Here is a 26467-nt window from a genome sequence, read left to right as displayed (position 1 = left end):
AGTATCATCAACAACCAATTGAATCTGTTCGCGATTTAGCCGGACAGCAGTGATGTAGTTATATAACGACATTAAATCGATTGCAGCCATGCAAGGCACAGGCGAGGCTCGAAATGACGCGGCGGTCGCCTTGATATTGGTGGCGTTCGGCTTTCTTGTACACAAGGGGCGCGCTTAGCGCCGGCATCAGGTTTACCTTATGGCAATTAAGCTATTCCTGATTGTGTTGCTAGTTGTTACTTGTCAGGATGTCACTGAACAGTGCCATTGTTATAGTTACATAACTACACGACAATAAGAATGTCATCCGCTACTTTGAAAATTGCTCAAATGCGAAATAGGGCTCCATCCGGTTTTAGCTTGGTCGAGCTGATCGTCGTTGTGGCGATTATCGGTATTCTCGTCTCGATCGCCGTTCCTCAGTACAACCTCTACCTGATTCGCTCCAACAAGGCGGCCGCCAAGGCTGTGTTGATGGAGATTGCCAGTCGCCAGGAACAGTACGTAGTACAGAATCGCGGCTATTTTCTCAATTGCACCGCCGCCTGCCCTGCGGATCCGAGCACTTTGCCGACCGCCGACTGCACGGCAAACTCGACGACGATGTTCTCGGCGCTGGGCGTCACCTTGCCGCAGGAGGCCTTGGCGGCCTACAACTTCGCCATCTGCGCGCCGACGACGACGGCGACCAACGTCAATCTCGCCAGCATGCCGACCTTCCAGGCGACGGCGATCGCACGCAGCGACACGATTCAGGTCGACGAAGCCACGCTGTATGTCAATCAGTTCGGCCTGCGCATGCCGCTGGCGCAATGGTGACGCGGCCATGAACCCGATCGCCTTCGCCCCGATCGCGCAGTTGCCCCAGCGGCGCGCCGACGCCGGCTTCACGCTGATCGAAGTGCTGGTGGTGACCGCCATCATGGGCATCCTGCTGGCCATCGCAGTGCCCGGTCTGCGCAGCTTGATGGATACGCAGAAGATGAAAAGCGCCACTTTCGACGTGGTGACGACGGTCATGCAGGCGCGCAGCGAGGCCGTCAAGTACGGGACCACGTCGGGCGCATCGATTTCCATCGTGGCGCAGAGCGGCAACTACAACAATGGCTGGTGCATCGTCTTCACCAGCAGTTCGGCTTGCAGCGTCAGCGCTCCGGGGGGCGACGTCATGCGCGTCAATGCCGCGACGGCGAACGTCACCTATACCGTGTTTTCGTGCAGCGCCACGCCCTGCGTCATCACCTTCGGGCGCACCGGGCGCTTGAGCTCCGGCAGCGCGGTCAAGATCAAGGTGGATAACGACGACACGGGCAATCTGCTGACCCGCTGCGTGACGATCGATACGGCGGGCAATGCCAGCACCAAGGTGGGGGCCTGCACATGACGCGCACAACCATATCGGCGAAGCATCGCGGCTATTCGCTGCTCGAAGTGCTGATCACCATGTTCGTGATCGCGATTGGACTGCTGGGCCTGGTCGGATTGCAGGCCCGTGCGCTTACCGCCGAGGTCGAATCCGCCTCGCGGGGGCAAGCGTTGATGTTGGTCAACGAAATGGCCGATCGCATGGAATCCAATCTGGCCCAGCTCAAGACGCCTGCCGGCAGTGCTACCTATGATCAGCTCAGCGGCGGCAGCAAGACCGTGTTCGGCACCGGATACACGAACTCCTGTGTGACCGGCAATCCGGCCAGCCTCAGCGATCAGGCCGAGTGCTGCAAGACCACGGCGCAGGGCGGTACGAAGAACTCGGTCGCCGAAAGCGACATCTGTGAGTGGGATCTGGCGCTCAAGGGCATCGGCGAAACCACCGGCAGCGCATCCAAGATCGGCGGTCTGGCGGGTGCCCGCGGCTGTGTGTTCCTGCAAGCCACCAGCGTCTACGAAATCAATGTCGTCTGGCAGGGCCGCGACGCCACGGGCGCAGTGGCCTCCGACCTGACTTGCGGCAACACGGCGATTACCGCGGGGCGGCGCGGAATCAGCCGCCGCATCTGGGTGGCGAATCTCAGTGGATGAAACGATGAGCATCATGCACAGATTGAATGTCGGACAGACAGGCAGGCGGCGCCGGGTCGCCAGCGCCAACTTTCATCCGGGCGCACAGGCCGGCTTCACGCTCGCCGAAGTGCTGGTGGCGATGGGCATTGCCATGGTGCTGCTGTCGGCGCTGGCAGGACTGTTCGCCTCGACCGTAACCACCCGTCAGCAAGTGGATCGCGAGGGCCAGAAGATCGAAAATGCGCGCTTCTCGATCGAAACCATGGCCGAGGACATCCGGCTGGCGGGATTCTGGGGCAACTACACCCCGGCGGGGCGCTGGAATTCGGTGCAATGGCAAGCGGTGTCGGCCCTGGAAGATGCCGGTAGCGGATGCACCGCCGCGGCCCTGACCCAGGGTTGGACCAATCTGGGCACCGGCACCGTCAGGCTACCCGTGCCGATACTGGGATTCGAGGCGCACGACGACGGAGGCGCCACCCAGACCATCGACAACGAGGTCACCGACTGCCTGCCGAACTATCTGGCGGGCACCGATGTCCTGGTGATCCGGCGCGCCAAGACGGCGGCCGTGACGGCGGAGGCCATCGCCGGCACGCTCAGTGCGGCCAGGACCTATCTCCAGGTATCCGCATGTTCAACCGAAATCGGCACCAACGACTTTACGGTGACGACCGGCAGCACCTCGCCTGCCGGTCTGATGCGCCTGGGTTGTTCCACGCTTGCCGCCGACCGCGCCCCGGTCTGGGAACTGATCACCCGCATCTACTATGTCGCCTCGGAAAACGAGTCCGGCGACAACATTCCGACCCTGAAAATGATCGACACGAGTGCCGGCGCCACCACGCCCGTCACCATCGCGCCGCATGTGGTGGATCTGCACCTCGAATACGGCATCGACCCCTCGGGTGTCCAGTGGACGGCGAGTACGGTGGTCCTCGCCGGTGCCGGTCGCAGGAACCTCGACCGCCTGTACGTGACGGCGGCAGGCGGAACCACCGGCATCGCCGCGCCCACGCACACCAGCGGCACGGTTTCCGATGGCGGCGTCAGCTGGACCCCTTATGCGCTGATCGAGGGTTCGATCGATGCCTACGGCCGCTCGACCATCGATCCGGAGCGCCTGATGCCGAACGGTTCGACCACCGGCACGGCCTTGACCGACCCCTGGGGTGGCGCCACCAATTGGCAGGACGTCATGTCGATCAAATTGTGGGTGGTCGTGCGCGACCCGGAGGTGACCAGGGCTTACACGAACAACAAGGAATTCGTGCTCGGGTCGATCTCCGTGCCGGCGGCGACCTTGAATGCCCGGGGCGTGAGTGGCGGCAGCTACCGCTACAAGTCCTCGGGATCAACCATCAAGGTGGTCAACATGGCCGGACGCAGGGAGGATGTGGTGCCATGAAATCAATCCCAATCCGCATAGCGCCGCGGCGCGCCGCGCAGCGCGGTTCGGTGCTGTTGCTGAGCCTGTTCATGTTGATGGTGATGACCATGCTCGCGCTGTCGGCCATCAAGATGGGCACCGTGAATTTGCGCACCATCAACAACATGCAAATGCGCAGCGAGGCCATGGGCGCGGCCCAGCATGCCCTCGACCAGGTGATGAGCATCAACTTCACCGACGACGTCGCCGGCACGGAGCGCAACTGGACCGTGGCGGTCGATGCCGGGAAAACCTACAACGTCGCGGTGGCCCGCCCCTGCATCCGCCAGGTCACGCCGATCATGAACACCGTGCTGGACATCGGCAACAGCGAAGACCTGAAATGCTACGACACGATTTCCAACCCGGTATCCGCCTGTTCCACCACGGTCTGGGAGATCACCGCCACCGTCAGTGAAGGCTGGTTCGGCGCCAATGTCGCGATCACCCAGGGCACCGGCATCCGCATGGACAACGGCGCGGCGACCGTGTACTCCAACGATTCTTCCTATCGTTGCTCATGAAGTCGGAGCTCATATCATGAACATTCCCCAATCCCTGCGCCACGGCGTCATCGCGGTGGCTGCCGCCGCCGGTCTCGGGATGATGACCCCATCGCTGGCCGAAGACATCGATCTCTATGTCGGCGGCGAAGCCTCCACCGGCTCCCAGGCCAATGTGCTGATCGTGCTCGACAATTCGACCAACTGGGCCGCGGCCAATCAGGGCTGGCTCCCTTCCGGCACCAAGCAGGGTGAAGCGGAACTCCAAGCCCTTTCTGAAATCCTGTCCACCCTGGGCGACAACATCAATGTCGGATTGCTGTTGGCGGCGGGCTCCAACGGCGGCTACGTGCGCTTCGGCGTGCGCGAGATGAGCGGCACCAACAAGACCGCATTCACCGGCATGCTCAACACCATGGTCGCCAACTTCGGCGGCGACGGCGACAACGACGACAAGGTCAATACCTCCTCCATCGTCTATGACAGCATGTTGAATGCGGCCTACCGCTATTTCAACGGCTTTGCCCGTTTCGGTACCACCGACCTGCCCAGCGGCAGCACGCTCGACCTGCGCGATTACACGGGCAGTACGGTCAACACCACCAAACAGCCGGCCGGCGCGCTGGCCGGCAATTCGCTGGCCACCGCCACCTCCACCACTTACTTGCCGCCCGGCACCGCCAACGATGGCTGCGCCAAGAACTTTATTATTTTCATCGGCAACGGCTATCCGAACCAGGCCGGAACCACCACCGACCTGTCCGATGCCGCGGCGCTGGCCGGGATCACCGATTCGGCCACCGTCAGCGCCATCACCGCCTCGGTCTCCGGCGGCAGCCCGAAGATCGCCGACGAGTGGACGCGCTTCATGTATACCTACGGCGTCACTTCCACCGTGGACGACCCGAAAAGCACCAGCAGCCCGAAGGCCAAGCTGGTTAACAAGATCGCCACCTACACCATCGATGTCTGCAAGGATGCCTGCGAAGCCGATCAGGCCACCTTGCTCAAGAGCATGGCCAAGGTCGGTGGCGGCAAGTACTACAAGTCCACCAGCAAGCAGGAAATCAAGAACGCGATGTCCCTGATCTTCGCCGAGATCCAGGCCGTCAATAGCGTGTTCGCTTCCGCAACGCTGCCGATTTCGGTGAATACCCAGGGCACGTTCGAAAACCAGGTGTATATCGGGGTGTTCCGTCCCGACTCGGGCGCCCGTCCGCGCTGGTTCGGCAACCTCAAGGAATACAAGTTCGGCCGCTACTGCGACGCCGACCGCAACGACAAGGTGCTGATCGACAACACCCGCGCACTGGCCAACGGCATGGTCGCCGCGACCCTGACCGGCAATGCCACCGGCACGGTGACGGGAACCTTCAGCGGCACACTGACCACCCTGAGCGGCAGCAGTGCGGTGAGCGGGACGGTGGCCGGCACGGTCAGCGGCACTTCCTCGGCCACCCTTGCGGCGACCTTCGGCGGCTCGCCGGGAACCACCGGCAGTCCGGCGGTCGATGCCGGCAGCGGCACCGTGACCGGAACCATTACCGGCACCGGCACCGGCACCGGCAGTTCGACCTTCACCGGCACCTTGAACGGAATCTCCTCGCTGTCGGGAAGCTTCACTGCAAGCGACGAGCGCATCGGCGACGACGTCCCGGCGCCCAACTGCGGCACCGATGCGTCGGGCGACATTCCCCTCAATCTCTATCTGGGCGACCAGCACGGCTACCGCGCGATCGACGAGGAAGGCAATACCGGCTTCATCGACCTGTCGGCCAAGAGCTATTGGACGTCCGCTTCGAGCTTCTGGACCGCGACACCGAACGCGACCGGCGGCGCCAGCGACTCGCCGGATGGACCGGAGGTCGAGCGCGGTGCCGCGGCACAGCGCTTGCGCACCGCGTGGGCGACCACGGCGACCTCGCCGCACCCGGACGGGCGCAGGGTGTACACCTGTCTCGGCACCTGCCTGGCTTCCGCCGCCACCACATCGCAGAAGACGCTGTCGAACAATGCGGTGACCACCAGCAATAGCGAAGTCACGGCGGCGCTGGCGGCGCCCAGCGGCTCGGCGACCGTGACCCTGGCCCGCGCCGGTAACACGGTGACGGCCACATCGACGGCGGCGCACGGTTTTGCCGACGGCGCCTCGGTCACCATCGCCGGCGCCACGCCGACCGACTACAACGGCGCCAAGACCATCGCTTTCGTCGATGCCACGCATTTCACCTACACCCTGAACGAGTCGCCGACCACCACCGATACCGCGACGGCGACCAAGCCAGGCGGCACGGTCACGGTCACCGACATTTCGCTATCCGGCACCACCGCGGGCACCACCGTGACCGCCACGGTGACGACGAATCCGGCCCACGGCCTTTTAGCCGGCAATGTGACGACGATCGCGGGGGCCGCCCAGTCCTTCCTCAATGGATCGCATACCGTTCTTGGCGCACCGGCGGTGACCGGCACCACCTTCGCCGTCAGCGTGACCTTGCCGGCCAATCCGGCGACGCCGGCGACGACCGCCGGCAGCGCGGTCGCCATCGGCCAGACGGCAACCCACAGCTCGATCAGCTACTCCACGGCGGCCTGTGTTTCCGGCGCTACTGCGGGCTGTGCCGTGGTTCTGGCAACGGCCAATCTCGGCAACAAGTTCGTCACCGGCAACACCGTGGTGGTCTCCAGTGCGGCGCCCGACGCCTATAACACCGGTGCTGCCGGGACGACGATCCGCGCCACCGGCACCAGTTGCCCGAACACCGCGACGCTGACCGTCACCAACAGCAACAAGAACGCCGTCTATTGTTACACCGTGGCCGCGCAGCCGGCGGTCGTGACGCCGGACGGCGGAGCGAGCAAGACCGCGACAAGTCCCGGCACCTCCTTCTCCGTCAACATCACGCGGACGCTGGGCAGCACCACGGCGACGGCGGTCACCACGGTGCTTGGCGTGCCCGCTCCGCACAGCTTCATCACCACCGACAACATTTCCATCACCGGCGCGGCGCAGAGCCAGTACAACGGTACTTTCCAGCCCTTGAGCGTCGGCGCGCCCGACGCCAATACCTTCACCTTCGGCCCGATCACGCTGACGCCGACCACGCCGCCGAGCGGAACCATCACGGCCACCACCGGCAGCGGCGTGGCGGGGCCGGATACCACCAACCTGATCCTGTGGACTCGCGGCAAGGATCTGTGGGAAGACGAGGACATCAATGCCTCGCTGACCAATGTGCGCGCCAGCATCCACGGCGACGTGCTGCATGCCCGGCCGGTGGTGGTGAACTACGGCAGCAGCATCGGCATCGTCGGCTTCTACGGCGCCAACGACGGCTTCCTGCGCGCGATTCACGGCGGCACGGCGGGTATCGACGGCGAGGAAAAGTGGGCCTTCATGCCCAGCGAATTCATGACCTACACCAAGCTGGCGCGGCTTTACAGCAACAGCGAAGTCGTGCGCTATCCCAACCTGTCCTGCAGCATCTCGCCGACGCCCACGGCGCGCAACTATTTCTGGGACGGCTCGCTGACCGCCTATCAGTCGCCGGACGGCACGGCATCCACGGCGCCGAGCAAGACCTGGCTGTTCGCCACCCTGCGCCGCGGCGGGCGCGCCCTGTATGCGCTGGACGTCACCGATCCGGACGTGCCCAAGTTCATGTGGCGCATCACCAACGCCAGCACGGGTTTTTCCGAACTGGCGCAGACCTGGTCCGAGCCGAAGATCGCCAAGCTCAAGGGCAGCTTCACCCGGGCCGACGCGACGGTGATCACCGATCCCGTGGTGCTGGTGTTCGGTGCCGGCTACGACACCGCCCAGGAGGACAAACCGACCGGCAGCCTTGTCACGCCGACCATGGGCCGCGGCGTGTTCGTGGTCGAGGCCGAGACCGGGCAACTGATCCAGTTCCTGCAGCCCACCTCGGGCGTCACCGGCTACAGTTTTGCCGCCGACGTGAATGCCCTCGACCTGAATGCCGACGGCTATCTCGACCGCATCTACGCGGGCGACACCAACGCCAACCTGTTCCGCTTCGATACCCAGCAGTCGGTGACCAATGTCGCCAGCAGCAGCTACTGGAAGCGCTATCACCTGGCCAAGGTGGGCGACACCGATGCCAACGGCGGGGTCAATGCGCGGAAATTCCTCTTCGCGCCGGAAGTTCTGCCCTTCCTGCACAACGGCGTGATCAAGACCATGGTGCTGGTCGGCAGCGGCAACCGCGAAAAGCCGCTGCCCAACTTCCAGTCCGACGGCAGCCCGAATGCGCTGACCTGCTCCAGCCTCTACACCGACACCTACTACCCGAGCTCTTCGTCGAACAAGATCAACGACCGCTTCTTCGGTTTGCTCGATCCGGTGCAATCCGGCGCCACCGAGGCGACGGTGAATGCCGATCCGATCGTGCTGAATGATCTGCAGCAGATCAATTCCAATACCCTGGCGACCACCACGCTGACGCCCTTCAGCCTGTCCAGCAGCGAACGCGGCTGGCACATCCTGCTGCGCAACGATCCCGACGGCAACGGCACACGCAACGAGGAGAAATCGGTGAATTCGGCCAAGGTGGTGGCCGGGGTGGTCTTCTTCGCCACCAATACCCCCGTGTCGCCCAATCCGAGCGCGGGCATCTGCTCCAATCTGGGCGAGGCGCTGGGCTACGCGGTCGATCCCTTCACCGGTATGCCGGCGATCAACCGCGACGAATCGACCAGTGGCGGGGTGGCGACCTACACCAGCAACGATTTTTCCACCAAGTTTTCCGGCGGCGGCCTGCCGCCGACGGTGACCGCGGGGGTGGTGTCGATCGGCGGCACACCCTACCGCTTCATCATCGGCAGCGGTGGCGCTTCCCTGACCTCGGCGTCGTCGATCGCCGGCGCGCGCAGCGTGATCAATCTGCGCGGTACGCGCTCCCGGTTGTACTGGTCCTACGGCGCCGACTGAGCGCTTGTGAATAAATCTACTGCGCGAGCCGGATCGGGGCTTGGGCGGTGCTCGCTATCCTCATGTACAAACTCGTACATTCCGGTAGCTGCGCTCCGGCCGCACCCCGCTGCGGCTCGCTCGCTACGATTTCTTCACAAGCTCTGAAAAGGCTGCGCGCTGCCTGCGCTGATATGTCCCCATTGCGCTGGCGGGGACATATCCCACTGGGGGATACCGTCTCCGCCCTCCGGTTGGAGACATATCCCACAAGGGGATACCGTCCCCTCCACGTTTTCGGGGACATAAAAATTTTGGAATTGCGCGGGCGGCGGCATTGCTATGCTTGCCGCCATGTCGCAACGGCTGACCCTTTCCCGCGCCGCGCATCTGCTCGGCATCTCGCGCATGGCGCTGCAAAAGCGCATTCGCGAGGGCGAACTGTCGTCCTTCGATGGCATGGTGAGCGTCGATGAGCTGCAGCGCGTCTGGCCGCAACTCGATCTGGAAGAGTCGGGCAGCTTTGAAAAAACCCGTGCGATTCGCGAGGATGCGTTTGCCAGGCGCTTGCGCGAGCGCGTGCTGCCCAGCCAGGAGGCGCTGGCCCAGCGCCTGTTTGCACAGGGGCAGGAACTGGCCGAACTGCAGCGCACCCTGACGCGCTACCACGCGCTGTTCGAGGCCCTGCAGGAGCGCCTGGCCGCCGCGCCGGCGCCGGGCACGGAAGAATTGGCGCACCTGCTCGACGAGGGCCTGGCGCAGGCACTGGCGGCACCGGCGCCGCGCGCGGACGTCAGCGCGCTCGATGCTATGCTGCGCGTCATGTCGGCGCACGTCACGGTCAAGCCATCGGGTCACGAGTTCTTCGTCGAGGGTTCCGAGACCCTCCTGAAGGCGGCATTGCGCGCCGGCCTGACGCCCAATTACGGTTGCGGCAACGGTTTGTGCGGCCTGTGCAAGGCGCGCGTGGTGGCCGGCGAGACACGTGCCATGGCGCCTTCCGACTACCGTTTTTCCGCCGCCGAGAAGGCCCAGAACCATGTGCTGATGTGCGTCTGCACGGCGCTCAGTTCCGACCTGGTGCTGGAGGTGCTGGAAGCCGGCGCGCCGGAGGACATTCCCGAGCAGCGCATCGTCGCCAGGCTGCGCAGCGTCGACAGGCTGAACGAGGACATGCTGCGCCTGCATCTGCAGACCCCGCGCAGCAACCGCCTGCGCTTTCTCGCCGGGCAACGGGTCACCCTCGGCCTTCCGGCCGGCGTCGCGAGCGGCGCCGACCTGCATGCCGAATACCCGATCGCAAGCTGCCCCTGCGACGACCGCAACCTGATTTTCCATATTCCGAGTCCGGCTCGCCGTGGCACCAGCGCCAACTCTCAGGGCGATCCCGCGCAAGGTTTTGCCGAATGCCTGGAGGCCGGCATGGTGAAGGCCGGCGACGAGCTCTCGGTGTGGGGGCCGTGGGGCAGCTTCGTGCTCGACCAGGGCTCGCTGCGGTCCCTGGTATTCATCGCCATCGACGAGGGTTTTGCGCCGATCAACAGCCTGATCGAACATGCGATTGCGGTCGATGCCGCCGAATCGATCACGCTTTACTGGGCCAGTTCCCGGCCGGGCGGCCAGTATCTGCCCAACCAGTGCCGCGCCTGGGCCGCGGCGCTCGACGAATTCAGCTACCTGCCGCTGGACCTGGCCGAATTGCCGGCGGCGCTGGCGGCGAACGCCGCCCTGGCCGCCAGCGACATCTATCTTGCCGGCGCGACGCAGCAGGTCGAACCGCTGGCGGCAACGCTGCGCGCGGCCGGCCTGCCGTCGCGCCAATTGCATATCGAGGCATTATGACCGTGAGCGAATTTCCATGACCCAAGCACGCCGCACCATACCGATACAGCCGCAGGGCGCGACTTTGGAAACCCCCGCCGAACTCGATGCCTGTTCCTCGGCCGAGCCCTTCGCCCTGATGGTCCTGGGCGACAGCATGGCGCCGGAGTTTGTCGAAGGCGAGGTGATCCTGATCGAACCCGAGGGGCTGGCGACCGATGGCTCCTTCGTCCTGGCACAGTTGGCCGGCGAGTGGATCTTCCGCCAACTGGTCCGCCATGACGCCGGCTGGCGCCTGCAGGCGCTGAATCCGGCCTATCCCGCCGCGGATATTCCCGGCCTCGACGCGGTCAAAGGCGTCATCATCCAGAAATCGAAACCCGGGCGTCGCCGGGCCACCAAACGTTACGTAGACTAAAACCCACTGAAAACCATGCCCTACTACATCTATCGTGTCACACCCGTCGGTCCCATCCAGCAACTCGCCAGGATCAGCCAGTTCGAGGTATTCAAGGACGCTTCGAACGAAGCCAAGCGCCTGCGCCGCGAAACCGGGCTCGGCGCCGGCGAGAAGATCAAGACCATCTTTGCCGCCAACGAACTCCAGGCGGAAGAGCTCCTCAACGAGCCACGGGGCGAGGAGCCGATGACGGGAGAGGATTACTAGTGGTCTTTCATGTTGAATCCGGTTGTCCCCGTAGGAGCGAGCTTGCTCGCGAGCGGCATTTATCGCGAGCAAGCTCGCTCCTACGGGTAGTCGACTTTCCCATGCTTATCGACGATTGATTCGATGGTCGACGAAACCGCCTTTCGTCACACCAGGGAAGACATCAACCGCCTGCCCTGCGTTTTTGAACGCGCGCTGCTGGCGCGCCACGCGACCTGCGAGCTGGCGCTGAGTCACCAGATTGCCGAGCGCGAGAGCATCGCCTGCACGCAGGCGGCGGCGCACCAGGCCTGCAGCAGGATGTCGCAACTGCTGCGCGAGAAGTCCAGCTTCGCCCTGCACCTGACCGCCACCCAGCGCATCCTGCCGCACGTGATGATGATGAAAATCCAGTGCGGCGGCCTCGATGGCCTCAAGGCCCTGCTCGATGCCGACGCCGCGGCGCCGCAGATTGATCGCCTGCTGCGCCTGGCGCAGGAGCGCTACGGCGATCTGGCCGCGCTGCCCTTCTCCGAGATCGTGCAGGGTGTGGCGGCATGGAAGGCCCGCCGCCGTCATCACGGAGCGCCGCGATGATTGCCGGCATGGCGGCGCTGGTCAACGCCGTACAGACCAATTGCGACATCGCCGACGCCCGCCATGCGCGCGACGTCAGCCTGTGCACCTATCTGCTCGGCATGCGCGAGTTCTATCGCTGGGAACACCAGTTGCCCTACGGCGTGTCGCCGCCGCGCGATGAAGTCGGGCGCTGGATTGCCGAGCGCGAGGCGCGCTGGGAACTGATTGCCGCCGACGACTTCGTCGCCGTGCCGGTCGCCGGCCGCGAGTTCGATCCCTTCGCTGCGCAGCAGGTCAATGCCGCGCTGGCCGGCAGCGGGCTGGTGTATGGCGCGGGGCTCGGGCGCTTCCACAAGCCGCACTTCTTCCTCGGCCAGCTCGACCGCGAGGAGCAGCGCGGCGAGGCGCTCCTGCTGGTCTGCGGCTGCGAATATGCGCGCGACGTCTCGGCGATCCCGGCGGCATCGCAGGGCGCCACCCTGATCGTGCGCCGCGAGGCGCTGCGGCAGTGGCTGTGGGAAAAGGCCGAGGGCTGGAACGTCAAGCAGCAGGACGGTGCGCTGAAATCGGCACTGCTCGGTTACGGTTTCGACGTCGATCCGCAGGCCGCCATCGAGCGCATGACGGACGGCGAAATCGAAACCCTGGTGCTGCACGAGGAAGGCGAATTCGCCGCGGGCCGTCTGCTGGGCCACGCGTGGGCCGACAAGCTGGCCGGCTTCAGCGGCAAGCGCGCCGAACTGCTGGCGCGCGCGGTGCGCGACAACCTCGCGGATTGCCTGGTGACGCTGCCGGCACTGTTGCAGCGGGACGCGGCGGACTCGCTGCATTTCTGGTTTTCGACCTTCGACGGCCTGCGCCGCGAACTGTTTCCGCGCCTGGTCGAGGCCTATGGCTCAAGAGTTGGCGCTGGTGACCCGGCGATCCTGGCCGCGGCGGCGACAGCCGGCCGCGCGCATTTCACCGTACTCGGCCGGCGCCTGCTCGATCTCGACGAAGCCGGCATCGAGACGCTGTCCCACGCGCCGGCCTCAATCTCCCTGTAGGGCCGACTTCAGTCGGCCAGAGGTGGATGGCGTTGTAGGGCTTTGCAGGGCCGACTTCAGTCGGCCAGCGTGGATGGCGTTGTAGGGCCGACTTCAGTCGGCCAGAGGTGGATGGCGGACTGAAGTCCGCCCTACGTCCGCCCTACGTCGGCCCTACAAGTCCGCCCAGCGCCCGGATTTACTCCTTGACGGCTTCGACGGCGATGCTGAGGCTGACTTCGTCGCTGACGTAGGGCACGTTTTTGCTCATGTTGAAGTCCGAACGCTTGACCTTGGTCACGGCGTTGGCGCCGATCGCATCCTTCTTCAGCATCGGGTGCGGCATGGCGTGGAAATTGGTCACGGTCAGGGTCACCGGCTTGGTCACGCCCTTGATCGTCAGATTGCCGTCGATGGCCACCGGTTTGTCGCCATCGAACTTCACGCTGGTCGATTTGAAGCTGATGCTCGGGTATTTCTCGGTATGGAAGAAGTCCTCGCCCTGGATGTGACCGTTGAACAGCGCGAAGCCGGTATTGACCGACTTGGCATCGATGTTCACATCCACCGATCCGGTCTTGGCCGTGCGATCGAGCACGATCTTGCCGCTGGTCTTGTCGAAGCGGTGCTGCTGGAAGGAGTAGCCGAGGTGGTTGTACTCGAAGCGCGGCAGGGTATGGCCGGCGTCGATGTTGAAGGTTTCGGGAGCGGCGAGGGCGGCGGCAGACAGGCTGGCAAGGGTGGCGACGAGAGCGAGTTTCTTCATGGGTGTTCTCCTGGGGTGAAAAATCGGAACGCTATTTTGCGGCGGCCGCGGTGGCCACCAGACGGAACTTGATCTGAACTTCATTGGCGACGGTGCCGAAGTCGGCCCAGATGCCATCGCCGATGCCGTAGTCGGCACGCTTCAACACCAGGCTGCCGTCGAAGGTGGCGGCGTTGCCTTGCTGGGTCACGGTGACCGGCGTGGTCAGGTCGAGGGTCTTGCCCTTGATGCTCATTTTGCCGGCGACTTCGAGGCGGTTGCCGCCCAGCGGCTTGACCGAGGTTGCCACGAACTTCGCGACGGGAAAGGCCTTGGTGTTGAACCAGGCCTTGCCCGCCACCTCGTCGTTGGCGTCCTTCGACCCGGCGTCGATGCTGGCCATGTCGATTTCGAGCTCGGCCTTCGCCGCGGCCGGCTTGGCCGGGTCATAGGCGAGCTTGCTGCGGAAGCTCTTGAACTGGCCTTCGACCGGCACGTTCATCTGCTTCGAAACGAAGGAGAGCGAGCTTTTGTTGAGCTGCAGCTGATTGAACTCGATGGCATGCGCCGCGGGCGCGAGCGTGGCAAAGGCGCAGCAGAGGACAAGGCGGTGGGGCCAGAACTTCATTGGGTGTCTCCGGAGGGGGTGCGCAGAAAGGGCAGCATGCGCGCGAGTACGTCGTCGCGGTCGATGAAATGGTGCTTGAGGGCGGCGCCGAGGTGGGCGAAAACAATGGCCGCCATGCTGTAGTTGAGCAGTCGATGCAGCGCCTGCAACAGATCGCCGAGCTCCGCGTTCTTTGTGAGCAGGTCGGGCAGCGGCAGCACGCCGAACCAGACGGTCTGAAAACCCTTGGCGGAACTCATCAGCCAGCCGGAAAGCGGCACCGCGACCATCAACAGGTAGAGCAGGACATGGGTTGCCGCGGCGACGGAACGCTGCCAGGCGGGCATGCCGGCGGGCAATTCGGGTGGCCGGTGCGCCAGGCGCCAGCCCAGGCGCAGCACCACGAACAGGAAAATCGTCACGCCGGCCCATTTATGCCAGGAGTAGAACCTGAGTTTCTGCGGCGAGATCGGCAAGTCGGCCATATAGAAACCCAGCGCAAAGCTGCCGATGATCGCCAGCGCGATCAGCCAGTGCAGGCCGATGGCGGTGAAGGTATAGCTGTTGTCGGGACTGGGGGCGGCAGGGTGGGACGTCATGGTCTGGGTGCATAGGACAAGCGCAAGTCAAGCGTCGCACTTTACGCGCCGTATCTCGGCGAGCAAAGATGGGCAACCACAAATGATTGGTGCTCCATCTGCAACAATGAGCCGGAACTTTTGATTTGCTGTCGCGTCGCGTCGCGGCGCGCTGCGCCTTGCATCCATCGCCTTCCTGACGCAACGCAGTTTGTCGCCTGAATGAGAGCACGCCCTAGCTTGTCCGATGACATACCGTATCCGATACGACAGCATCCAGGTCATATAATCGCCCCATGCCACGCTTTGCCGCGAACCTTTCCTTCCTGTTCACCGAGCGCCCCTTTTTCGAACGCTTTGCCGCGGCCCGGGCCGCCGGCTTCGCGGCCGTCGAGTTCCATTTTCCCTACGAGCTTGACCGCGCGGTGCTGGCCGAGGTGGTGCTGACCTCCGGCCTCGAAGTGGTGCTGTTCAACCTGCCGGCGGGCGACTGGACGGCCGGCGAGCGCGGCATTGCCTGCCATCCGCGGCGCATCGCGGAGTTTCAGGATGGCGTCGGCCTGGCCATCGAATACGCCCGGCTGCTGGGTTGCGGCCGGCTCAACTGCCTGGCGGGCATCGCGCCCGACGACCTTGCCCATGACAAGGCGCGCGAAACCCTGATCGAGAACTTGCGTTTTGCCGCCGCGGTGGCCAGGCGCGCCGACATCCAACTGCTGCTGGAGCCGCTCAACACCCGCGATACGCCGGGTTTTTTCGTCGCCACCCCGCTTGCCGGGCTGGCATTGATCGAGGCGGTCGGCAGCGAAAACCTGCGCCTGCAATACGACATCTACCACGCCCAGGTCATGGCGGGCGACCTCGCGCGCACCCTGGAAGAACATCTGCCGCGGATCGGCCACATCCAGTTGGCGGACAATCCGGGACGTCACGAGCCGGGCACCGGCGAAATCAATTTTCCCTTCCTGCTGCAGCATCTCGACCGCATCGGCTATGGCGGCTGGGTCGGTTGCGAATACAAACCGAGCGGACGAACCGAAGATAGTCTGGGGTGGCTGGAGGCGTGGCAATGACCCACACCCGGCAGCGCGCTCTGCTGCGCGACTTGTTCGACGCCGCCGTGGCGGCGGCCGATCCGGCGCGCTGCCTGCCCGCCTGGTTACCCCCTGCACCCAGAGGCCGCACCGTAATAGTAGGCGCTGGCAAGGCGGCGGCGGCCATGGCACGGGCAGCCGAGGAACACTGGCGCGGCGACTTGCAGCGCCTGTCGGGCATCGTCGTCACGCGTTACGGACACGGCGCGCCGACGCGGCGCATCGAAGTCGTCGAGGCTTCGCACCCGGCCCCCGACGAAGCCGGGCAGCAAGCCGCCGCGCGCGTGCTGGCCGCCGTAGCGGGGCTCACGGCGGACGACCTGGTGCTGGTGCTGCTTTCGGGCGGCGGTTCGGCCTTGCTCGCGGCGCCGATGGCCGGCGTCACACTGGTCGAGAAGCGTGCCGTGACCAAGGCCTTGCTGGCCTGCGGCGCCAGCATCGGCGAGATCAACTGCGTCAGGAAACACCTGTCGGCGATCAAGGGCGGCCGCCTGGCGCTGGCCGCCCAGCCTGCGCGGGTGCTGACCCTGGCGATTTCCGACGTGCCGGGCGACGAACTGTCCACCATCGCCTCCGGCCCCACTGTGCCCGACCCGACCACCTGCGCCGAAGCGCTGGAGATCGTCGAGCGTTACGGCATCGAACTGCCGGCCGCAGCGCGCCAGGCGCTCGCCAGCGGCGCCGCCGAAACGCCGAAGCCCGACCACGCCGGATTTGCCCGCTGCGAGTCGCAGGTCATCGCCACGGCGCAAGCTTCGCTCGCGGCGGCGGCCGAGGCGGCGCGTGCGTTCGGCATCACGCCGCTGGTGCTGGGCGACTCGATCGAGGGCGAGGCGCGCGAGGCGGCGCGGGTGCTGGGCGGCATCGCGCTGTCCTGCGCCACGCACGGGCAGCCGCTGGCGGCGCCCTGCGTACTGCTTTCCGGCGGTGAAACCACGGTGACCGTGAAGGGCAGCGGGCGTGGCGGGCGCAATGCCGAGTTCCTGCTCGGCCTGGCGCTGGCGCTGAACGGCCATGCCCGCATCCATGCCATCGCCTGCGATACCGACGGCATCGACGGTTCGGAAGACAATGCCGGCGCGCTGCTGCTGCCCGATAGTGCGGCGCGTGCCGCCGCCGCCGGAATTGATTTGCGCGCGCGGCTGGCCGAAAATGACGCCTACAACGTGTTCGCGGCCCTGGGCGATCTGGTCGTCACCGGGCCCACGCGGACCAATGTCAATGACTTCAGGGCGATCCTCATTGAACCCCATTGAACCAACGGAAGGTCTGCCATGACTCGACGCGAACACTCTGCCGATAGCGCGCAGGACTTTGCCGACACCAATTACCCGGCACTGCTGGCCGAGCTTGCGCGCCTGCTGCCGGCGGATTCGCTGCTGCAGGTGAACGAGGATGTGAAGCCCTACGAATGCGACGGCCTGTCGGCCTATCGCCAGATGCCGATGGCCGTTGCCCTGCCGCAAACCGAGGCGCAGGTGATCGCGGTGATCAAGGCCTGCCGCGCCGCCGGGGCGCCGCTGGTGCCGCGCGGCGCCGGTACCGGGCTGTCGGCAGGCGCGCTGCCGCATCCGCAGGGTGTGGTGCTGTCCCTGGCCAAGATGAAGAAAATCCTCCACGTCGACCCGGTGGCGCGTGTCGCCGTGGTGCAGCCCGGCGTGCGCAACCTGGCGATCTCCGAGGCGGCCGCGCCGCTGGGCCTCTACTACGCACCGGACCCCAGTTCGCAGATCGCCTGTTCGATCGGCGGCAATGTCGCCGAGAATTCCGGCGGCGTGCATTGCCTCAAATACGGCCTGACGCTGCACAACGTGCTGCGCGTGCGCGCCGTGCTGATCACCGGCGAGATCGTCGAGTTCGGCAACCATGCCCTCGATGCACCGGGCTACGACCTGCTGGCGCTGACCATAGGCTCCGAGGGCCTGTTGGCGGTCGTCACCGAAGTCACGGTCAAGCTGGTGCCCAAGCCGGACCATGCCCAGGTCATCATCGCCAGCTTCGGCGACGTGATGACGGCAGGCGACGCCGTGGCCGCCGTGATAGCCGCCGGCATCATTCCCGCCGGTCTGGAAATGATGGACAAGCCGGCCACCGCCGCGGTCGAGCCCTACGTCAAGGCCGGCTACGACCTGACGGCGGCGGCGATCCTGCTTTGCGAATCCGACGGCACGGCCGAGGAAGTGGCCGAGGAAATCGGCCGCATGCAGGCCGTGCTCGAAGCCAGCGGCGCCACCAAAATCCGCGTCTCGCAGTCGGAAGCCGAGCGCCTGCTGTTCTGGGCCGGGCGCAAGGCGGCCTTCCCCGCCGCCGGCCGCATTTCGCCCGATTACTACTGCATGGACGGCACCATCCCGCGCAAGCGCCTCGGCGAAATGCTGATGGCAATCTACGGCATGGAGAAGAAATACGGCCTGCGCTGCATCAACGTGTTCCATGCCGGCGACGGCAACATGCATCCGCTGATTCTGTACGACGCCAACGTGCCGGGCGAACTGGAGCGCACCGAAGCCTTCGGCGCCGAAATCCTGCGCCTGTCGGTGCAGCTCGGCGGCACCATCACCGGCGAACACGGCGTCGGTTACGAGAAGATCAATTCCATGTGCGACCAGTTCTGCGCCGACGAAATCCGCGCCTTCCACGCCGTCAAGCGCGCCTTCGATCCGGAAGGCCTGCTCAATCCCGAGAAGGCCATCCCCACGCTGTATCGCTGCGCCGAGTCCGGGCGCATGCATGTGCACGGCAACGACATTCCATTCCCGGAACTGGAGCGCCTGTGATGGAGGGACTCGTCGAAGAATTTCGCTCGCGCATCCTCGAACGCAAGCCGCTGCGCCTCAGGGGCGGCGGCAGCAAGGACTTCTATGGCGGGCCGCTGGCCGGCGAAGTGCTGGAGACCGGCGCCTACAGCGGCATCGTCAGCTACGAGCCGACCGAACTGGTAGTCACCGCGCGCTGCGGCACGCCGCTGGCCGAACTGGAGTCGACGCTGGCGGCACGGCGCCAGTTTCTCGCCTGCGAGCCGCCCGGCTTCGGTGGCGCGACCGTCGGCGGCGCCGTCGCCGCCGGGCTTTCCGGCCCGCGTCGGGCGATGGCCGGCAGCCTGCGCGACTTCGTTCTCGGCGTGAAGATCATGGATGGCGAGGGCCGCGTGCTCAAGTTCGGCGGCGAGGTGATCAAGAACGTGGCGGGCTTCGACGTCTCGCGCCTGATGACCGGCAGCCTCGGCACCCTGGGCCTGATCCTCGAAGTGTCGCTGAAGGTGATGCCGCTGCCGGTGGGCGACGCCACCCTGCGTTTCGATATGCCGCAGGCGCAGGCCCTGGATGCGATGAATCGCTGGGCCGGCCAGCCGTTGCCGCTGGCGGCAGGCAGTTGGCAGGACGGCGCGCTTACGCTGCATTTGTCCGGCGCGCAGGCGGCGGTCGCCTCGGCCTGCCGGAAGCTCGGTGGCGAGCCGCTCGCGGCAACGGCGGCGGCCGATTTCTGGCAGGGGCTGCGCGAGCAGAGTGCCGAGTTTTTCGCCGGTGACGCCCCGCTATGGCGATTGTCCGTGCCGTCGGTCGCCCTGCCGCTGGAACTGCCCGGCGAGCAACTGCTGGAGTGGGGCGGGGCGCAGCGCTGGCTGCGGGCCGACGCCGATGCCGCGCAACTGCGCGAAATCGCCGCCCGGGCCGGCGGACACGCGACGCTGTTCCGCGGCGGCCACGGGGAACAGCGGACAGGCGGGGTGTTCACGCCGCTGCAACCGGCGCTGATGGAAGTGCATCGCCGGCTCAAGCAGAGCTTCGATCCTTTCGGCGTGTTCAATCCCGGCCGTCTCTACATGGAATTCTGATGGAAACCCATCTCGCCGATTTCATACGTCATACCACCGCCGGTCGCGAAGCCGAGGAGATCCTGCGGCGCTGCGTGCATTGCGGCTTTTGTACCGCGACCTGCCCGACCTATCAGTTGCTGGGCGACGAGCTCGACGGTCCGCGCGGGCGCATCTACCTGATCAAGCAGGTGCTGGAAGGCGCCACGCCGACCGCCAAGACCCGCCTGCATCTGGATCGCTGCCTCTCCTGTCGCTCCTGCGAAACCACCTGCCCCTCGGGCGTGCACTACTCGCGCCTGCTCGACATCGGCCGCGAAGTGGTCGAGCGCATGGTGCCGCGCACGGGCAGCGACGCCTTCATGCGCGGCGCGCTGAAGACCCTGCTGCCGCGCGCAACCGTGTTCGGCGCCGCGATGAAGCTCGGCCAGTCGGTGCGCATGCTGCTGCCGGGCGCGCTACGCGCCAAGGTGCCGCCGCTGTCCGCGGCCGGCCCGACGCCGCGGCGCAGCCATGCGCGGCAATTCATCGCGCTGGCCGGCTGCGTGCAGCCCTCGATGTATCCCAACGTCAATGGCGCGGCGCGGCGCGTGCTCGACCGTCTCGGCATCCAGATGGTCGAAGCGCAAGGCGCCGGCTGCTGCGGCGCCGTGCGTCTGCATCTGAACGAAGCCGAAGGCGCGCGCGACGATGCCCGGCGCAACATCGACGCCTGGTGGCCGCTGCTCGAAGCCGGCGCCGAAGGCCTGGTAATGACCGCCTCGGGTTGCGGCTCGCATGTGCTCGAATATGCTCATCTGCTGCAGGACGATCCCGATTACGCGGTCAAGGCGGCGCGCGTGGTGCTGGCCACGCGCGACGTCAGCGAGGTCGTCGCGGCCGAAGTCGCCACGCTGACGCCGCTGTTGCAGGCCTGCCGCCCCCTGGCCGAGAGCGAACGCCTGCTGGCCTTCCAGAATCCCTGCAGCCTGCAGCACGGGCTGAAGATCCGCGGCACCGTCGAGTCCTTGCTGACGGCGGCCGGCTACACGCTGACCGCGGTGGCCGATTCGCACCTGTGCTGCGGCTCCGCGGGCACCTACTCGGTGCTGCAAGCGGAACTTTCGAAGCGCCTGCAGGCCAACAAGATCGCCGCGCTGACGGCCGGCGGCCCGGCCGCGATCGCCAGCGCCAATGTCGGCTGCATGGGGCATCTGCAGGGCGCCACGACGCTGCCGGTCAGGCACTGGATCGAATTGCTCGACGCGCGTTTGTCGTCATGAGCGACATCAGTCGGGCCGCCCCAAGGATGTCGCGGCCAACCACTCGGAGCGGGCGTCGCCCGCGAACCACTGTCACCCCCTTCCTTGGGGCGAAGGCAGGGTTTCGCGGAGTACTGCTCCGCGCTGACGAAGCCGGCTGGCTGTGCAAAGCCAGCCGTGGGGCAGGGGGGAAGGTGTTCCCATGAGCGGCATCGGGCTCGACAGCAAGGCGCGCGACTGGCAGACCCTGCGCGCTTCCTTTCGCTGGAACGTGCCGGCGCGCTACAACATCGCCCAGGCCTGTTGCGGCCGCTGGGCCGGGGATCGCACGCGCTTCGCCTTGTATTACGAGGACGAAGCGGGCATGACCTCCGCCTGGAGCTTCTGGGACGTGCAGCAGGCCGCCAACCGCCTGTGCAACGTGCTCGGCGCGATGGGCGTGATGGCCGGCGACCGCGTCGCCATCATCCTGCCGCAGCGGCCCGAAACCGGCATCGCGCACATGGCCTGCTACCAGATGGGCGCCATCGCCGTGCCGGTCTCGCACCTGTTCGGCGCCGACGCGCTCGAATTCCGCCTCGCGCATGCCGGCGTGCGCGTGGCCATCATCGACGAGGGCGGCCTGGAAAAGCTCGGCGCCGTGCGCGACAAGCTGCCCGAGCTGAAGCACGTGATCGGCGTCGGCGGCGCGCGCGAATTCTGGGTGCGCGAATGGAGCACGCTGCTGCCGCTGGCTTCGTCGCGCTACACGCCGCGCGACACGGCGGCCGACGATGCGGCGATGATCATCTACACCAGCGGCACCACCGGCAATCCCAAGGGCGCGCTGATCGCCCAGCGCAGCCTGATCGGCAACCTCTCGGGCTTCGTCTGCTCGCACGATTTCTATCCGCAGCGCGGCGACATGTTCTGGTCGCCGGCCGACTGGGCGTGGACCGGCGGCCTGTTCGACGCACTCTTGCCGAGCTGGAATTTCGGTCAGCCGCTCTTGGGCTACCGCGGCCGCTTCGATCCGGAGAAGGCCTTCTGGCTCATGGAAAAGTACGGCATACGCAATGCCTTCCTCTTTCCCACGGCGCTGAAAATGATGATGAAGGCCGTGCCGCAGCCGCAGGAAAAATACGACCTGGTCCTGCGCAGCATCATGAGCGCCGGCGAGACCGTCGGCGAGGCGGTCTGCGGCTGGGCGCAGCAGGCGCTGGGCGTGACGGTCAACGAAATGTACGGCCAGACCGAGATCAACTACATCGTCGGCAATTGCGCCGCGGTGACGCCGCCCAAGCCCGGCGCCATGGGCCGCGGCTATCCGGGGCACCAGCTCGCCGTGCTCGACGATGAAGGCAATCCGGCGGCGCTCGGCGAACTCGGCGAAGTCTGCGTCCAGCGCAACTGCAACGGCGAGATGGACCCGGTGTTCATGCTCGGCTACTGGGACAACCCGCAGGCCACCGCGGAAAAATTCTTCGGCGGCGGCATCGACGACCCGCAGGCCTGGGGCCGCACCGGCGACCTGGCCAAGCAGGACGAGGACGGCGTGCTCTGGTACCAGGGCCGCAGCGACGATATGTTCAAGAGCGCCGGCTACCGCATCGGCCCGGGCGAGATCGAGAACTGCCTGGTCAAGCACGCCGCGGTGGCCAATGCCGCCGTGATCGGTGTGCCCGACGAGACGCGCGGTACCGTGGTCAAGGCCTTCATCGTGCTCGCCACCGGCGAAAAACCCTCGGCCGAACTCGAAGCCTCGCTGCAGCAGCACGTGCGCCAATACCTGGCGCCCTACGAATATCCCAAGATCATCGAGTTCATCGACGCCCTGCCGATGACCACCACCGGCAAGGTGCAGCGGCGGTTGCTGCGCGGGCGGTAGGCACGCGGCGACAGTAGCTGGGGGCTACCGGCAGGGCGGCTACTGATCCGCAAAAGCTGTCGGTGATCGGAGAAGCCGCTGCGCGACTGTTGCCGGCCATACGGGAAGACTGAAGCGGGGTCGTCCGTCGCATCTTTCCCCTTCGAGGCACTGCTTTGCAGCAAAAATGCCGCGGAAACCACTGCCGTTGCTGGGGATGGGTGGTTTCCGGCCAGCCATTGGCTACCTGCTATTTCTGTCAGTTACATTCCCATTCAAATCCCGCTAATCTCCATACCATCTTCATGGCCTTCCCATTCAGGGGCGGCATGTCGCTAACAAGACGCAATGCCGCCGGGCTAAACAAGGCGGACATGCGCTAAGCGGCCAGCGGCGTCGATCCGCGGCATTGGTAACTGTCGGGGAGATGGGTAATCTTGGATCGGTCACTGCTGGGTGAGCAGATGCTCTGGCTGCTTGGCAGTCTCTGCAATCTCCATCGCATCCCCTTTGATGCCGCGCTGGTTGCGCAGCAATTCCCACCGCCGCACACCCTGGCGTCGTTCCACCACGCCGCCAGGGCTCTGGGCCTCAAGACAGGTTCGCGCAAGTTTGCTGGACTCGATTGGCGCAAGCTGCCGCTGCCGGCCATCGCTTTCCTCCACGCCGCAGACAACACCACGGAGGATTCAACTACCGCCACGCCCATCCTGATCCTCAAGAGCGACGGCGCAACCCTGCTCTATTTCCTGCCGGGTGGCCAGGCTCCGGAAACGCTCAGCGTCGAAGACGCGGCCGTCAGACTCGGACCGGATCTTGTCCTCGTCGCCAAGGAATCGTCTGCGGGTGAGGGCAAGGATGAGGATGTCCCCGGCTTTATGTCCCAAAGGGACGGTATCCCCCGGTGGGATAAGTCCGAGAAGCAGCCCTTCGGCTTCCGCTGGTTCGTGCCTGAACTGCTCAAGCACCGGCGCATCTGGCGCGACATCCTGCTCGCCTCGCTGGTGATCCAACTCGTCGGCCTGGCGACGCCGCTATTTACCCAGGTCATCATCGACAAGGTGGTCGTGCATCAGACGCAGAACACCCTCGTCGTGCTCGGCGCCGCCCTGGTGATGTTCATGCTCTTCACCAGCACGATGACATGGTTGCGCCAGTACCTCGTGCTGCACACCGGCAACCGCATCGACGCCGTGCTGGGCAGCCAGGTGTTCCGCCACCTGTTGCACCTGCCCGCACCCTACTTCGAGCGCCGCCCCACCGGCACCCTGGTCGCCCGCCTGCAAGGGGTGGAGACCATCCGCGAGTTCGTCTCCGGCGCCGCCGTCACGCTGATGCTCGACCTGCCCTTCCTGTTCATCTTCCTCGCCGTGATGTTCTGGTACTCGTGGCAGCTCTCGCTGATCGTGCTCGGCCTCTTGGGGCTCATCGCGGCGATGAGCCTCTTGATGGTACCGGTGTTCCGCGAGCGCCTGAACCGGCAGTTCATGCTCGGCGCGCGCAACCAGGCCTTCCTCACCGAGTACATCGCCGGCATGGACACGGTGAAATCCTTGCAGATGGAACCCGACGTCGACCGCAAGTATGGCGATCTGCTGGCCGGCTATCTCGCCGCCGGCTTTTCCACCAAGCAGGTTGGCAACAGCTACAACGTCGTCGCAAACGGCGTCGAACAGATCATGACATTGTCCATCCTGATCGTCGGCGCGCTGCTGGTGATGAGAAACGAAGGCTTCACCATCGGCATGCTGGTCGCCTTCCAGATGTTCGCCAGCCGCATGAGCCAGCCCATGCTGCGCCTGGTCGGCCTGTGGCAGGAATTCCAGCAGGCCAACATCGCCGTCAAGCGTCTGGGCGACATCCTCGACATGCCGCAGGAACCCCACACCCTGATCCCGGCCCGGGAGAATACCGGCGGCAGCGGCCTGATCGAACTGGCCGACCTCGGCTTCCGTTACGGCGAGCAGCATCCCTGGCTCTATCGCAACCTGAATCTCGCCTTCAAGCCCGGCCGGCTCACCGTGCTGATGGGTCCTTCCGGCTGCGGCAAGAGCACGTTGGCCCGCTTGCTCCTGGGCTTCTACCTGCCGCAGGAAGGGCAGATCCGCCTCGACGGCAGGGACATCCGCCATCTCGCCGCCAACGAGCTTCGCCGGACCTTCGGCGTGGTGCCGCAGGAGACCGTGCTGTTCGCCGGCACGCTCTACGACAACCTGGCCATGGCCCAGCCCCATGCCAGCTTCGACGACGTGATCAAAGCCTGCAAGGCCGCCGAGATCCACGATCTGATCGACACGCTGCCCGACGGCTACCGGACCGAAATCGGCGAGCGCGGCGTCGGCCTCTCCGGCGGCCAGCGCCAGCGCATCGCGATCGCCCGCGCACTCTTGAAGCAGCCGCGCATCCTGATTTTCGACGAGGCCGTATCCAACCTCGACCAGCACACCGCGGAACACTTCGCGCGAACCATCAATACGCTGAAGGGCACGGTGACCATGATTTTCATCACCCACCAGATTCCAAGAGGACTGCATGTCGACGAGGTGATTTCGCTCGGCGAGCACGGCGCGCGGATGGGCGTGGTGAGCGAAGGCGGACCCGGATCGACAACCAGGGAGGCGACGGAATGAGCGAAGCGGACAGCAAGGACGCCGAACAAGACAAAGAGCTGACATATTCCATTCGGATGGTTCCCGGCGATCTCGCAGTCAGTCGCAGCGACGACGGCCAATACCTGTTGCTCTATGCCGGCCAGACCCTGCTGGCGATCTATGGCGCCATGGGCGCCGACCCTGAATTTGTCGAGTTCGCCGACGGCGGGCGGTTTGCCGTCGATGAGCTGCTCGATATGGTGGGCGGGACGTGAAGCTGGCCTGTCCGACCAAGATCAAGTAACCCTGAGCAAAGGAAAACACGCATGCGCACCAAAGCAGATCGAAAACTGAAATGGCTGTATTGCCTGGCCTTGATCGGCGCTGTTCTGCCGAGTTTTCTCGCGGCATCGAGCTGGGTTGGACTGGCCATGGGGTGGGTAGGAATTTTCCAGATCCCGCTGCTCCTTATGTACGGCTACCGCATCCAGCTCGTCATTCGGCACCCGACGACGCTGGATGCATTCATACCGACCCGATGGCATGCAGCGCTGCGCAAGTTAGGCATCGGCCTGATGCTGGTGGGAACGCTGGCCGCATTTGGAATGGCCTTCAGCGGCCAGTTGGCGCAGGCGATCTTTGGCACCAAGGGGCCAAACGGCATCGCCGCGTTTGTCGTCGCGCTGTGGTTCGGTATGGCATCTGGTGCCGGCGTCTTCGGCGTGATCTGTTTCGAAATCAGCCGGCTACTGGGATTCGAAGACATGCTCCGGCCGCAGGGCGGTCGCTAGTGTTGATTCAATTGGTTCTCGACAAAGTTGGCGATGGCGGAACGGCGATTAGACGATCGAAGTGGACGGGATGGAAGAAAAAACTGGATTTGGATTTTGAGGAGAGACGTATGAAAAGGAATGCGATGCCGACCCCTATGGTCTTCGGGGCTGGGTATTCGACGCAACACCGGCAAGCGAGGACGGGTACCCCGCAGAGAACCGCCATCGCTACCGGCGCGAACTG

General features: G+C 65.2%; 23 protein-coding genes. 20 read left to right on the top strand and 3 right to left on the bottom strand.

Features of this window, described 5'->3' with window-relative positions; genetic code table 11:
- The first annotated feature begins 360 nt into the window (after positions 1-360).
- From RMO95_RS14330 to RMO95_RS14280, 11 genes are all read left to right on the top strand, one after another.
- Complete coding sequence (locus RMO95_RS14330; RefSeq protein WP_409574964.1) at positions 361-819, top strand: type IV pilin protein; 459 nt, start codon at positions 361-363, stop codon at positions 817-819.
- Between the two features lie 7 nt (positions 820-826).
- Complete coding sequence (locus tag RMO95_RS14325) at positions 827-1384, top strand: GspH/FimT family pseudopilin (protein ID WP_310451320.1); 558 nt, start codon at positions 827-829, stop codon at positions 1382-1384.
- The gene (gene pilV, locus RMO95_RS14320) at positions 1381-2019 is read left to right on the top strand and encodes a type IV pilus modification protein PilV (protein ID WP_310451319.1); all 639 of its coding nucleotides are present in this window, start codon (positions 1381-1383) and stop codon (positions 2017-2019) included. The genes RMO95_RS14325 and pilV overlap by 4 nt, the downstream gene beginning before the upstream one ends.
- 4 nt (positions 2020-2023) lie before the next feature.
- Entirely contained in the window at positions 2024-3409 is a 1386-nt protein-coding gene (locus tag RMO95_RS14315; protein ID WP_310451318.1) for a prepilin-type N-terminal cleavage/methylation domain-containing protein, read from the top strand.
- A complete protein-coding gene (locus RMO95_RS14310) occupies positions 3406-3954 on the top strand; it encodes a pilus assembly PilX N-terminal domain-containing protein (protein WP_310451317.1) in 549 nt (182 codons plus the stop codon). The genes RMO95_RS14315 and RMO95_RS14310 overlap by 4 nt, the downstream gene beginning before the upstream one ends.
- Positions 3955-3970: 16 nt before the next feature.
- A complete protein-coding gene (locus RMO95_RS14305; RefSeq protein WP_310451316.1) occupies positions 3971-8884 on the top strand; it encodes a PilC/PilY family type IV pilus protein in 4914 nt (1637 codons plus the stop codon).
- A 333-nt stretch (positions 8885-9217) separates the two neighbouring features.
- A complete protein-coding gene (locus RMO95_RS14300) occupies positions 9218-10705 on the top strand; it encodes a 2Fe-2S iron-sulfur cluster-binding protein (protein ID WP_310451315.1) in 1488 nt (495 codons plus the stop codon).
- A 16-nt stretch (positions 10706-10721) separates the two neighbouring features.
- Entirely contained in the window at positions 10722-11102 is a 381-nt protein-coding gene (locus RMO95_RS14295; protein WP_310451314.1) for a S24 family peptidase, read from the top strand.
- 15 nt (positions 11103-11117) lie between these two features.
- Positions 11118-11351 (top strand): hypothetical protein, encoded by a 234-nt coding sequence (locus tag RMO95_RS14290; protein WP_310451313.1) that lies wholly within the window; start codon positions 11118-11120, stop codon positions 11349-11351.
- Between the two features lie 123 nt (positions 11352-11474).
- The gene (locus tag RMO95_RS14285; protein ID WP_310451312.1) at positions 11475-11927 is read left to right on the top strand and encodes a hypothetical protein; all 453 of its coding nucleotides are present in this window, start codon (positions 11475-11477) and stop codon (positions 11925-11927) included.
- Entirely contained in the window at positions 11924-12955 is a 1032-nt protein-coding gene (locus RMO95_RS14280; RefSeq protein WP_310451311.1) for an Sfum_1244 family protein, read from the top strand. The genes RMO95_RS14285 and RMO95_RS14280 overlap by 4 nt, the downstream gene beginning before the upstream one ends.
- Positions 12956-13133: 178 nt before the next feature.
- On the opposite strand, the gene RMO95_RS14275 is transcribed toward RMO95_RS14280, so the two are convergent.
- From RMO95_RS14275 to RMO95_RS14265, 3 genes are read right to left on the bottom strand one after another with little or no spacing between them, the layout of a single operon-like run.
- A complete protein-coding gene (locus tag RMO95_RS14275) occupies positions 13134-13700 on the bottom strand; it encodes a YceI family protein (protein ID WP_310451310.1) in 567 nt (188 codons plus the stop codon).
- Positions 13701-13731: 31 nt separating this feature from the next.
- Positions 13732-14307: a YceI family protein gene (locus tag RMO95_RS14270; RefSeq protein ID WP_310451309.1), complete on the bottom strand. Its 576-nt coding sequence runs from the start codon at positions 14305-14307 to the stop codon at positions 13732-13734.
- Positions 14304-14885 carry a cytochrome b gene (locus RMO95_RS14265; protein WP_310451308.1) on the bottom strand — a complete coding sequence of 194 codons (582 nt, stop codon included), beginning with the start codon at positions 14883-14885 and terminating at the stop codon, positions 14304-14306. The genes RMO95_RS14270 and RMO95_RS14265 overlap by 4 nt, the downstream gene beginning before the upstream one ends.
- Before the next feature lie 275 nt (positions 14886-15160).
- Here RMO95_RS14265 and hyi point away from each other — a divergent pair, with 275 nt between their 5' ends.
- The 9 genes from hyi to RMO95_RS14220 all read left to right on the top strand — a co-directional run bounded on the left by hyi (position 15161) and on the right by RMO95_RS14220 (position 26241).
- A complete protein-coding gene (gene hyi / locus RMO95_RS14260; RefSeq protein ID WP_310451307.1) occupies positions 15161-15937 on the top strand; it encodes a hydroxypyruvate isomerase in 777 nt (258 codons plus the stop codon).
- A complete protein-coding gene (locus RMO95_RS14255; RefSeq protein ID WP_310451306.1) occupies positions 15934-17214 on the top strand; it encodes a glycerate kinase in 1281 nt (426 codons plus the stop codon). Before hyi ends, RMO95_RS14255 begins: the two co-directional genes overlap by 4 nt.
- 18 nt (positions 17215-17232) lie before the next feature.
- Complete coding sequence (locus RMO95_RS14250) at positions 17233-18735, top strand: FAD-linked oxidase C-terminal domain-containing protein (RefSeq protein ID WP_310451305.1); 1503 nt, start codon at positions 17233-17235, stop codon at positions 18733-18735.
- A complete protein-coding gene (gene glcE / locus RMO95_RS14245; protein WP_310451304.1) occupies positions 18735-19793 on the top strand; it encodes a glycolate oxidase subunit GlcE in 1059 nt (352 codons plus the stop codon). Before RMO95_RS14250 ends, glcE begins: the two co-directional genes overlap by 1 nt.
- The gene (gene glcF, locus RMO95_RS14240; protein ID WP_310451303.1) at positions 19793-21034 is read left to right on the top strand and encodes a glycolate oxidase subunit GlcF; all 1242 of its coding nucleotides are present in this window, start codon (positions 19793-19795) and stop codon (positions 21032-21034) included. The genes glcE and glcF overlap by 1 nt, the downstream gene beginning before the upstream one ends.
- A 181-nt stretch (positions 21035-21215) precedes the next feature.
- Positions 21216-22880, top strand: coding sequence for an acyl-CoA synthetase (locus RMO95_RS14235; protein ID WP_310451302.1), 1665 nt, complete (start codon positions 21216-21218; stop codon positions 22878-22880).
- A gap of 416 nt (positions 22881-23296) precedes the next feature.
- Entirely contained in the window at positions 23297-25489 is a 2193-nt protein-coding gene (locus tag RMO95_RS14230; RefSeq protein WP_310451301.1) for a peptidase domain-containing ABC transporter, read from the top strand.
- Complete coding sequence (locus tag RMO95_RS14225) at positions 25486-25725, top strand: hypothetical protein (RefSeq protein ID WP_310451300.1); 240 nt, start codon at positions 25486-25488, stop codon at positions 25723-25725. Before RMO95_RS14230 ends, RMO95_RS14225 begins: the two co-directional genes overlap by 4 nt.
- Positions 25726-25776: 51 nt before the next feature.
- A complete protein-coding gene (locus RMO95_RS14220; RefSeq protein WP_310451299.1) occupies positions 25777-26241 on the top strand; it encodes a hypothetical protein in 465 nt (154 codons plus the stop codon).
- The last annotated feature ends 226 nt before the right edge of the window (positions 26242-26467 follow it).

Origin of the sequence: Sulfuritalea sp., from assembly GCF_031426875.1 — a bacterium.
Lineage (GTDB): Bacteria > Pseudomonadota > Gammaproteobacteria > Burkholderiales > Rhodocyclaceae > Sulfuritalea.
This window is presented reverse-complemented; position numbering and strand designations above follow the sequence as displayed.

Bases quoted from the DNA above. Each gene is read 5' to 3' on its own strand.
- RMO95_RS14255 (WP_310451306.1), top strand. From the start codon at position 15,934: ATGACCCACACCCGGCAGCGCGCTCTGCTGCGCGACTTGTTCGACGCC.
- RMO95_RS14275 (WP_310451310.1), bottom strand. From the start codon at position 13,700: ATGAAGAAACTCGCTCTCGTCGCCACCCTTGCCAGCCTGTCTGCCGCC.
- RMO95_RS14295 (WP_310451314.1), top strand. From the start codon at position 10,722: ATGACCCAAGCACGCCGCACCATACCGATACAGCCGCAGGGCGCGACT.
- glcF (WP_310451303.1), top strand. From the start codon at position 19,793: ATGGAAACCCATCTCGCCGATTTCATACGTCATACCACCGCCGGTCGC.
- hyi (WP_310451307.1), top strand. From the start codon at position 15,161: ATGCCACGCTTTGCCGCGAACCTTTCCTTCCTGTTCACCGAGCGCCCC.
- RMO95_RS14305 (WP_310451316.1), top strand. From the start codon at position 3,971: ATGAACATTCCCCAATCCCTGCGCCACGGCGTCATCGCGGTGGCTGCC.
- RMO95_RS14270 (WP_310451309.1), bottom strand. From the start codon at position 14,307: ATGAAGTTCTGGCCCCACCGCCTTGTCCTCTGCTGCGCCTTTGCCACG.
- RMO95_RS14300 (WP_310451315.1), top strand. From the start codon at position 9,218: ATGTCGCAACGGCTGACCCTTTCCCGCGCCGCGCATCTGCTCGGCATC.
- pilV (WP_310451319.1), top strand. From the start codon at position 1,381: ATGACGCGCACAACCATATCGGCGAAGCATCGCGGCTATTCGCTGCTC.
- RMO95_RS14220 (WP_310451299.1), top strand. From the start codon at position 25,777: ATGCGCACCAAAGCAGATCGAAAACTGAAATGGCTGTATTGCCTGGCC.
- RMO95_RS14315 (WP_310451318.1), top strand. From the start codon at position 2,024: ATGAGCATCATGCACAGATTGAATGTCGGACAGACAGGCAGGCGGCGC.
- RMO95_RS14265 (WP_310451308.1), bottom strand. From the start codon at position 14,885: ATGACGTCCCACCCTGCCGCCCCCAGTCCCGACAACAGCTATACCTTC.
- RMO95_RS14325 (WP_310451320.1), top strand. From the start codon at position 827: ATGAACCCGATCGCCTTCGCCCCGATCGCGCAGTTGCCCCAGCGGCGC.
- RMO95_RS14235 (WP_310451302.1), top strand. From the start codon at position 21,216: ATGAGCGGCATCGGGCTCGACAGCAAGGCGCGCGACTGGCAGACCCTG.
- RMO95_RS14285 (WP_310451312.1), top strand. From the start codon at position 11,475: ATGGTCGACGAAACCGCCTTTCGTCACACCAGGGAAGACATCAACCGC.
- RMO95_RS14310 (WP_310451317.1), top strand. From the start codon at position 3,406: ATGAAATCAATCCCAATCCGCATAGCGCCGCGGCGCGCCGCGCAGCGC.
- RMO95_RS14290 (WP_310451313.1), top strand. From the start codon at position 11,118: ATGCCCTACTACATCTATCGTGTCACACCCGTCGGTCCCATCCAGCAA.
- glcE (WP_310451304.1), top strand. From the start codon at position 18,735: ATGGAGGGACTCGTCGAAGAATTTCGCTCGCGCATCCTCGAACGCAAG.
- RMO95_RS14280 (WP_310451311.1), top strand. From the start codon at position 11,924: ATGATTGCCGGCATGGCGGCGCTGGTCAACGCCGTACAGACCAATTGC.
- RMO95_RS14225 (WP_310451300.1), top strand. From the start codon at position 25,486: ATGAGCGAAGCGGACAGCAAGGACGCCGAACAAGACAAAGAGCTGACA.
- RMO95_RS14250 (WP_310451305.1), top strand. From the start codon at position 17,233: ATGACTCGACGCGAACACTCTGCCGATAGCGCGCAGGACTTTGCCGAC.